Source organism: Cupriavidus sp. FW216-B1, assembly GCF_058789195.1.
On record NZ_JBYTEL010000043.1, the window covers coordinates 1 to 8,766 of the forward strand.

At 67.3% G+C, this 8,766-nt stretch carries 11 protein-coding genes and 1 tRNA gene; 7 read left to right on the forward strand and 5 right to left on the reverse strand.

Annotated elements, in window-relative coordinates:
• Window positions 1–239: 239 nt before the first annotated feature.
• The gene (recA, locus tag AC3WXD_RS34695) at window positions 240–1,307 is read right to left on the reverse strand and encodes a recombinase RecA (RefSeq protein ID WP_020204401.1); all 1,068 of its coding nucleotides are present in this window, start codon (window positions 1,305–1,307) and stop codon (window positions 240–242) included.
• A gap of 286 nt (window positions 1,308–1,593) precedes the next feature.
• Here recA and AC3WXD_RS34700 point away from each other — a divergent pair, with 286 nt between their 5' ends.
• The 7 genes from AC3WXD_RS34700 to AC3WXD_RS34730 all read left to right on the forward strand — a co-directional run bounded on the left by AC3WXD_RS34700 (window position 1,594) and on the right by AC3WXD_RS34730 (window position 7,319).
• Window positions 1,594–2,280, forward strand: coding sequence for a response regulator transcription factor (locus AC3WXD_RS34700; RefSeq protein ID WP_020204400.1), 687 nt, complete (start codon window positions 1,594–1,596; stop codon window positions 2,278–2,280).
• Between the two features lie 109 nt (window positions 2,281–2,389).
• Window positions 2,390–3,955, forward strand: coding sequence for a sensor histidine kinase (locus AC3WXD_RS34705; protein WP_492325709.1), 1,566 nt, complete (start codon window positions 2,390–2,392; stop codon window positions 3,953–3,955).
• 74 nt (window positions 3,956–4,029) lie between these two features.
• On the forward strand, window positions 4,030–4,332 hold the full coding sequence (locus AC3WXD_RS34710) for a DUF4212 domain-containing protein (RefSeq protein ID WP_492325716.1): 303 nt from the start codon (window positions 4,030–4,032) through the stop codon (window positions 4,330–4,332).
• Between the two features lie 257 nt (window positions 4,333–4,589).
• Window positions 4,590–6,290, forward strand: a complete 1,701-nt coding sequence (locus AC3WXD_RS34715) for an MFS transporter (protein ID WP_029043897.1) — start codon at window positions 4,590–4,592, stop codon at window positions 6,288–6,290.
• 207 nt (window positions 6,291–6,497) lie between these two features.
• A tRNA-Met gene (locus tag AC3WXD_RS34720) sits at window positions 6,498–6,574 on the forward strand.
• Window positions 6,575–6,735: 161 nt separating this feature from the next.
• Window positions 6,736–7,056, forward strand: coding sequence for a hypothetical protein (locus tag AC3WXD_RS34725; RefSeq protein WP_492325710.1), 321 nt, complete (start codon window positions 6,736–6,738; stop codon window positions 7,054–7,056).
• Window positions 7,057–7,088: 32 nt separating this feature from the next.
• The gene (locus AC3WXD_RS34730; RefSeq protein WP_492325711.1) at window positions 7,089–7,319 is read left to right on the forward strand and encodes a hypothetical protein; all 231 of its coding nucleotides are present in this window, start codon (window positions 7,089–7,091) and stop codon (window positions 7,317–7,319) included.
• A 12-nt stretch (window positions 7,320–7,331) separates the two neighbouring features.
• On the opposite strand, the gene AC3WXD_RS34735 is transcribed toward AC3WXD_RS34730, so the two are convergent.
• Genes AC3WXD_RS34735 through AC3WXD_RS34750 form a run of 4 tightly spaced genes read right to left on the reverse strand, consistent with a single transcriptional unit; the run spans window position 7,332 to window position 8,594 of the window.
• Window positions 7,332–7,592 (reverse strand): hypothetical protein, encoded by a 261-nt coding sequence (locus tag AC3WXD_RS34735; RefSeq protein ID WP_492325712.1) that lies wholly within the window; start codon window positions 7,590–7,592, stop codon window positions 7,332–7,334.
• Window positions 7,589–7,990, reverse strand: coding sequence for a hypothetical protein (locus tag AC3WXD_RS34740; protein WP_492325713.1), 402 nt, complete (start codon window positions 7,988–7,990; stop codon window positions 7,589–7,591). Before AC3WXD_RS34740 ends, AC3WXD_RS34735 begins: the two co-directional genes overlap by 4 nt.
• Window positions 7,990–8,334, reverse strand: coding sequence for a ubiquitination-like system serine protease family protein (locus AC3WXD_RS34745; RefSeq protein WP_492325714.1), 345 nt, complete (start codon window positions 8,332–8,334; stop codon window positions 7,990–7,992). Before AC3WXD_RS34745 ends, AC3WXD_RS34740 begins: the two co-directional genes overlap by 1 nt.
• Window positions 8,331–8,594 (reverse strand): hypothetical protein, encoded by a 264-nt coding sequence (locus tag AC3WXD_RS34750; RefSeq protein ID WP_492325715.1) that lies wholly within the window; start codon window positions 8,592–8,594, stop codon window positions 8,331–8,333. The genes AC3WXD_RS34745 and AC3WXD_RS34750 overlap by 4 nt, the downstream gene beginning before the upstream one ends.
• Window positions 8,595–8,766: the final 172 nt, after the last annotated feature.

Below are 8,766 nucleotides of genomic sequence, written 5' to 3' on the forward strand. Positions count from 1 at the left end.
CCCCCCCCCCCCCCCCCCCCCCCCCCCCCCCCCCCCCCCCCCCCCCCCCCCCCCCCCCCCCCCCCCCCCCCCCCCGGCCGGGATCAAGCGAAATCAGGCGAGATCGAACAAAACAGCAGGCAAGAAAACGGACGAGAAAGCCCGCGAAATCGGCAGACCACCGACCACCAGAGCGAGGCTCAACTCCAGCCGGCCCCGATGGCCCTCCGATGCTCTCAACGCGCCCCGCCCGGCCCCGCTCAGCTCGCGTCGGCCGTCACTGCTGCGGCCGGCGTGCCGTTCATCAGTGCCACGCCCAGCGTCTCGCGCACCTTGTTCTCGATCTCGTCGGCGATGTCGGGATTCTCGCGCAGGTATTCGCGCGCGTTGTCCTTGCCCTGGCCGATCTTCTCGCCCTTGTAGCTGTACCAGGCGCCCGACTTCTCGACGATCTTGGCGTCCACGCCGAGGTCGATGATCTCGCCCTGGCGCGAAATACCCTGGCCGTAGAGGATGTCGAAGAATGCCTCGCGGAACGGCGGCGAGACCTTGTTCTTGACCACCTTGACCTTGGTTTCGTTGCCGATCACGTCGTCGCCCTTCTTGATCGAGCCGATGCGGCGGATGTCCAGGCGCACCGAGGCGTAGAACTTGAGGGCATTGCCGCCGGTGGTGGTCTCGGGCGAGCCGAACATCACGCCGATCTTCATGCGGATCTGGTTGATGAAGATCACCAGGCAGTTGGTGCGCTTGATGGTGCCGGTCAGCTTGCGCAGCGCCTGGCTCATCAGGCGGGCCTGCAGGCCCGGCAGCGAGTCGCCCATCTCGCCTTCGATTTCGGCCTTGGGCACCAGCGCCGCCACCGAGTCGATCACGATCAGGTCGACCGAGCCCGAGCGCACCAGCGCGTCGGTGATTTCCAGGGCCTGCTCGCCGGTGTCCGGCTGGGAGATCAGCAGGTCGCCCACGTTGACGCCGAGCTTGCCGGCGTAGTTGACGTCGAGCGCGTGCTCGGCGTCGATGAACGCGCAGGTGCCGCCCAGCTTCTGCATCTCGGCCACCACCTGCAGCGTCAGCGTGGTCTTGCCCGACGATTCCGGACCGTAGATCTCCACCACGCGGCCGCGCGGCAGGCCGCCCACGCCCAGCGCGATGTCCAGGCCCAGCGAACCGGTGGACACGACCTGGATGTCCTGGTCGATTTCGGCTTCGCCCAGTTTCATGATCGAGCCCTTGCCGAACTGCTTCTCGATCTGGGCCAGCGCGGCCGCCAGCGCCTTCTGCTTTTCGGCGCTTACGCCAGCACCCGCCTTCTTGCCGTCATCCATGGTCGTCCTTCCGTCAATGGTGTATAAATAGGCCGCATGTGGCGCGCTGCCTGCTTTTGCGGGCTTGCGCCCGCTCCGCCGCCCGCCCCGGTACGCGACCCGCCCGTGGCATCGGCGCGCAGCATGAGAGGCGGCGGAAAAATCCGGTAAATGCCGGCCGCGCACAATGCGACCGGAACAAGCGGGTACTGTATAAAAAAACAGTATGCTTGGCAAGCCCTGCCCGCACCGCCGGCGACACCCGGTGGCAAAGGGGCGACAAAGCCGAGCCTGGGTGGAGACAACCATGCGTATTCTGATCGCTGAAGATGACGACGTGCTGGCCGACGGCCTGACGCGCTCCCTGCGCCACTCCGGCTATGCCGTCGACCACGTGGCCAGCGGGATGGAGGCCGATTCGGCGCTGTCCACCCAGACCTTCGACCTGCTCATCCTCGATCTCGGCCTGCCGCGCCTGCCCGGCCTGGAGGTGCTCAAGCGCCTGCGCGCGCGCGGCGCCATGCTGCCGGTGCTGATCCTGACCGCCGCCGACGGCGTGGACGAGCGCGTCAAGGGGCTGGACCTCGGCGCCGACGACTACATGGCCAAGCCGTTCGCGCTGTCCGAGCTGGAAGCGCGCGTGCGCGCGCTGGTGCGGCGCGGCGCCGGCGGCGGCGCCACGCTAACGCACCACGGCCCGCTGGCCTTCGACCAGGTCGGCCGCATCGCCTACCTGAACGAAGAGATGCTGGACCTCTCCGCGCGCGAGGTGGGCCTGCTGGAAATCCTGCTGACCCGCACCGGGCGGCTGGTCTCGAAGGAACAACTGGTGGACCACCTGTGCGAATGGGGCGAGGAAGTCAGCAACAACGCCATCGAAGTCTACGTGCACCGGCTGCGCAAGAAGATCGAGGTGGGCGGCATCCGCATCGCCACGGTGCGCGGCCTGGGCTATTGCCTGGAGAAATACCAGGCCGCCGCGGTGCACGGCTAGCCGGCCGGGAGACCTCGCCTATTCCACCGCCTATCTCGCCACCCATCCTGCCGCCCGCCCCGCGTCGTTCTTCCGGCCTGCCCGCCACGGACCACCCGAACCCTTCCCCATGAGCCTGCTGCGACTGCCCCGGCGGCGCGCGCGGGCCGCCCGGCCCGCCACGCCGCCTCCCGACTCCGCCGCGCCCGATGCCAGTCCTGGCGACGAAGCGCTGGCCGAGGCGCTGCCCCATCTGGAGGACAGCGCCGGCCACCCGTCGCCGCGCTCGCTGTTCGGCGAGATCCTGGACTGGATGCTGGCGCCGCTGCTGCTGCTCTGGCCGATGAGCATCGCCGTGACCTACCTGGTGGCCAAGTCGATCGCCAACGGGCCGTTCGACCGCTCGCTGGAGGCCAGCGCCATCGTGCTCTCGCAGCAGGTACGCGAGGTCAACGGGCGCGTCACGCTGCAGCTGCCGCTGTCCGCGCGCGAGATCCTGCGCGCCGACGAGAGCGACAACATCTACTACCAGGTGGTCGGCACGCACGGCGAGTTCGTCGCCGGCGACAACGACCTGCCGCTGCCCAGCGAGGAAGACCGCGGCCACGCCGGGCTGGTGTCGCTGCGCGACGACCGCGTGGCCGGCAACGACGTGCGCGTGGCCTATACCTACGTCGACCTCAAGCACGGCAGCGACACCCAGCCGGTGCTGGTGCAGGTCGGCGAAACGCTGGACAAGCGCGCGCGCCTGGCCAATGAAATCATCAAGGGCGTGATCCTGCCGCAGTTCGTGATCCTGCCGCTGGCGGTGGTGCTGGTGTGGTTCGGCCTCACGCGCGGGCTGGCGCCGCTGAACGCGATCCAGCAGCGCATCCGCGCGCGCAACCCCGGCGACACCAGCCCCATCGACGAGCACGCCGCGCCGCAGGAGATCACGCCGCTGGTGGCGTCCTTCAACGACCTGCTCGCGCGCCTGGACATGTCGGTGCAGACGCAGAAGCGCTTCATCGCCGATGCCGCGCACCAGATGAAGACGCCGCTGGCCGGCCTGCGCATGCAGGCCGAACTGGCCCAGCGCGAGCAGACGCCGGAGGAATTGCGCAAGTCGCTGGCGCAGATCGCCGGCAGCTCCGAGCGCACCGCCCACCTGGTCACGCAGCTGCTGTCGCTGGCGCGCATGGAGAACCTCGCCGGCGCCAGCAGCATGGCGCCACTGGACCTGGGCGCGCTCGCGCGCGAGGTGGTCAAGGACTGGCTGCCGCAGGCGTGGGCGCGCCGCATCGATCTCGGCGTCGACGCCGACGATCATCCCGTCATGGTGCAAGGCAACCGCCTGATGCTCACCGAGATGCTCAACAACCTGATCGACAACGCGATCCGCTACACGCCCGCCGGCGGCCACGCCACCGTGCGCGTGCGTGCCGACGCGTTCGAGCCGTTCGCCTACCTCGAGGTGGAAGACACCGGCCCCGGCATTCCGGTGGCCGAGCGCGAACGCGTGATGGAGCGCTTCTACCGCGTGCTGGGCACGCAGACCCAGGGCAGCGGCCTGGGCCTGGCCATCGTGCGCGAGATCGTGCAGCAGCACGGCGGCGACGTCGCCATCGTCGACAACGTCTACCAGACCGAGCCGCGCCTGGCCGGAGCGTGCTTCCGCGTCACGCTGCGCCGGCCCGTCGCCGGGGATGCCGCATGAGCGATACCGGCCAGCCACCCGTCGAGCCTGCGGCGCACGTTCCGCCCATCTCGCCTGTTCAGCCGACGCCGCCCATGCCGCCCGGCCGGCCCTCCCCGGCCGCGCGCCGCGCATGGCGCCACAACCTGCGCTGGATCGCCGTGCTGCTGACGATCTGGTTCGTGGTCACGTTCGTGGTCGCCTGGTTCGCGCGCGAACTGCGCTTCGACTTCTTCGGCTGGCCGTTCTCGTTCTGGGTCGGCGCGCAGGGCGCGCTGGTGGTCTACGTGCTGATGGCGGCGCTCTACGCATGGCGCATGAACCTGACGGCCGACGAAAGCGATGACGAAACCGCCACCCCGGCCGTGCCCCGCGATCGCGGCCAGGATGCTGCATAGCAGGAAAACCGCGACCGCCGCGCCCAGTGCCGAAGCGGGCCGCTGACGAGGCCGCAAGGCATCGCGCCGCAGCAATCGCGGCGCGTTTTTTTGCCTAGCGTATACCCCGAGCGTTTAGTGGCGAACGGGGCGGAAATTGTCAGAACGCAGTAAGTTTCGCCTCCCACAATCCATTGAACTTCGGTGGCTGTGCTGTGTCCGCGCCACGCGTGCCCGCTGCCCACCCGAACGATTCCGATCTCAAAACGGAGGAGACAATGGCTAACGCGCAGAACGTAGCGATGCCCGGCGGCAGCGCCCAGGGTTCGGCAATGACAGCCGAAGAGAAGAAGGTGATTTTCGCCTCCTCTCTCGGCACGGTATTCGAGTGGTACGACTTTTATCTCTACGGTTCGCTGGCGGCCATCATCGCCAAGCAGTTCTTTGCCGGACTGGACCCCACCGCGGCGTTCATCTTCGCGCTGCTGGCCTTCGCCGCCGGCTTCATCGTGCGGCCGTTCGGCGCGCTGGTGTTCGGCCGCCTCGGCGACATGATCGGGCGCAAGTACACCTTCCTCGTGACCATCCTGATCATGGGTTCGTCGACCTTCATCGTGGGCCTGCTGCCGGGCTTCACCACGATCGGGTGGGCGGCGCCGATCATCCTGATCGCGCTGCGCATGCTGCAGGGCCTGGCGCTCGGCGGCGAGTACGGCGGCGCGGCCACCTACGTGGCCGAGCATGCCCCGCACGGCAAGCGCGGCGCCTACACGGCATGGATCCAGACCACCGCCACGCTCGGCCTGTTCCTGTCGCTGATCGTGATCCTGCTGTGCCGCAACCTGACCGGCGCGGCCTTCGACGACTGGGGCTGGCGCATTCCGTTCCTGGTCTCGATCCTGCTGCTCGCGGTATCGGTCTACATCCGCCTGTCGATGAACGAATCGCCGGCGTTCCAGAAGATGAAGGCCGAAGGCAAGACCTCCAAGGCGCCGCTGACCGAAGCGTTCGCCCAATGGCGCAACCTCAAGATCGTGATCCTGGCGCTGGTGGGCCTGACCGCCGGCCAGGCCGTGGTCTGGTACACCGGCCAGTTCTACTCGCTGTTCTTCCTGACCCAGGTGCTCAAGGTCGACGCCACCACCGCCAACCTGCTGATCGCGGGCGCGCTGGTGATCGGCACGCCGTTCTTCATCTTCTTCGGCTCGCTGTCCGACAAGATCGGCCGCAAGTGGATCATCATGGCCGGCTGCGCGCTGGCGATGCTGACCTACTTCCCGCTGTTCAAGGCGCTCACCCACTACGCCAACCCGGCGCTGGAACGCGCGCAGCAGACCGCGCAGATCGTCGTCACCGCCGATCCCAAGCAGTGCTCGTTCCAGGGCAGCCCGATCGCCCGCGAGATCGATTTCCGCAGCTCCTGCGACATCGTCAAGCGGACCCTGGCGCAAGCCTCCGCCAGCTATGAAGTGGTGGAAGCCCCGGCCGGCACGGTGGCCTCGGTGAAGATCGGCGACAAGCAGATCGACGCCTTCAACGCCTCGCTGGATACCGCCGGCCACAGCTTCGACGACGCCAGCAAGAAGCAGATCGCCGCGTTCAAGAAGGAAGTGGGCAGCTCGATGGCCTCGGCCGGCTACCCGACCAAGGCCGACCCGGCGCAGATGAACACCATCATGGTGCTGGTGGTCCTCGTCATCCTCGTCATCTATGTGACGATGGTGTACGGCCCGATCGCCGCCATGCTGGTGGAGATGTTCCCGACCCGCATCCGCTACACCTCGATGTCGCTGCCGTATCACATCGGCAACGGCTGGTTCGGCGGCCTGCTGCCCACCATCTCCTTCGCGCTGGTGGCGCAGAACGGCAACATCTACTACGGCCTCTGGTACCCGATCATCATCGCCGGCGTGACGCTGGTCCTCGGCTCCCTGTTCGTGCGGGAAACCAAGGACCTCGACATCTACGCCAACGACTGAACGGACCTCGCGCATACGCGGCCAGCAGGCTGCAGGAATACGCAGGCAAGACTGACCCGGTAATCAGTCGCTCCAGCCGGCGGGCCGCAAGGTCCGCCGGTTTTTTTTTTGCGCCCACGGCACGCGCGGCCCGCGGCGGCGCCCCGAAACTTTTTCGGGGAAGGTGTTGACAGCGTTGAAAGCCCAGGTATAATTTCGGTCTTCAACGGCGAATTAGCTCAGTCGGTTAGAGCGACGGAATCATAATCCGCAGGTCCGGGGTTCGAGTCCCTGATTCGCCACCAGTATTTGAAAGGGTTTCCAGGCAACTGGAAGCCCTTTTTGTTTTCCGCAATTCATCTGCAGTTCCGCAAAACCCGATTATGGGAATATTGCAGTCGACATATTCCATTCGGCGCCGCGGGTCATATACTGTTCATCCATACAGTGCTTTTTGGTGTGCATCATGGGTAACAGCAAACTTTCGGCCGGCTGCCAGTTTCACGTCCCGGGCAGCAATCAACCCGCCGGCCCCTCGTCAAATGGCATCCTCGCGCGGGTCCGAGGCGACTACATCTCAGAAGCGCTGCAGACGCTGCCGCGGCCCGACTGGAACACATCGCCGCAGCACCATGAGGTGGTGATCAACGCCGGCCACGCTGGCTGGGTGCGGCTCTACATCCAACTGGGGCGGTACAAGCACGGCAAGTCCTCGTACTACCACTGGAAGGCCTACCGCGCCGAGCCTGTCGAAGACGGATGCATAGAATCGTCGACGATGACCTAGACTGCCTCCTACATACAAGCGAAGGAGCGATCATGGACCCGGGCGATGTGATAGCAGCCTTCGAGCGTATGGCGCTGGCGGAAAAGGATGAATTGCGTATTGATGACGCCATCGCCGGCCTGTCCAGCTTGATGGCCGACGAGCAGATGCCGGACGAGGTATGGCAGGCGCTGTTGACCGTGGGCGCAACGCTTTACCATATCGCCCTCACACAGCGCCTGGGAATAATTGGCGCGCCCGACACGCCAGTCAACCCCGCCTGATCATCTGCGCGGCTACCGGCACGCCGCGGCGGCCGCCTCCAGCATGATCTCGTACGCCGCGCGCTGGCCGACCTCCACCAGCGCCGCTCGGCCCTTCGTGAACACGTCGGCAGCAGGATCGACCTGATCCAGTGCCCAAGCAGGCCGCGGCACCGGCTCTACCTTGCAGGGCACGGCCACCGGCACCTCGACCGTCTTCGTCTGCGTGATCACCTGCGGCGGCGCGCTCGCGCAGCCGGCCAGCAGCATGCCCAGCACCAGGATGCTCTTCATCGCCCTGCCCTCCGCCCCTTGATCGTCTCGGTCAGCAGCTCGTCGAGCGAGCCGCACAGGTCGGCGGGCTTCGACGGCGGACGGCGCGCCAGGTCGTCGGCCTTCTTCTCCGCCTCGGTGGCCCGGCCCTGCGCCTCGGCCAGCGCGGCCGCGACACTGGCGGCGCGCTCGTCCGCAGCTTGCTTCAGCACCGCGACGGCCTTGTTGGCCGTGTCCACGTCGGCGGCACAGCGCGCGTTCGCATCCAGCGCCCGGCCGGCCCGTTGGTTCGCCGCTTCCAGCGCCTGGCCGGCGGCGGCCGCGCGCGGGGCGAAGTAGAGCCAGTTGGCCACCACCAGCGCCAGGACGGCGCCCAGCAGCGCGGCCACGCCGGCGGCGCGCCATGGAATCGTCGGCATCAGCATCCCCAGCCCTCCGGAAACTCGGCCAGCGGCACGGTCTGCCCGGCCAGCGCATGCGTGCAATCGCTGAGGAACTGGATCTGGCCATCGGTCACGAACGTGTGGCAGACCTTCTTGACGTCCTTGCTGGCGTCGTCGAACTTGGCCGGGTTGTCGCTCGGCATGCTCCACGTCACCAGCACGCTCGGCGTGAAGGTCGGGCGCTCGGCATCGCTGTTCCAGCCCCACCGCGGGCCCGGTCCGGTGCCGATCTGGATCTGGTGGGCATCCCGGCAACCCGGGCACCAGAAGGACAGGCGGCCGGGGGCCGGCTGCCGCAGGACTTTCGATAGTGTGTTCATGCCGGCCTCCCCTTGAACCAGTGCCGCAGCTCCAGCCGCCAGAACGCCCACAGCACGCCCATCGCGACCGCCACGTTCGACGCCACCTCAGGCTGGCTGTGGCAGTAGCCCGGCATGACCATGTTCCCGAACGCCGACAGATTCAGCAGGAACAGCACCATCGCGCCCCCGGTCCGGTTCGGTACCTTGTGCGTCAGGACGGCCCAGAGCGAGCCAACGAAGATGATGGCGTTCGCCACCAGATTGATTGAGGTCAGCATGTCAGCTCCCGGCGATCCTGCGGCGCGCGGCGTTGAACCACTCCGGGATCTGCTGCATCCCGTTGTTGACGATGGCCAGCCCGAAGACCGCTGCTGCCGCCACCGCCAGCATGTGGGTGTAGCTGCCGGCCACCAGGCCGAACCGCTCCACCGCTGCGCCGCCAACAAGGCA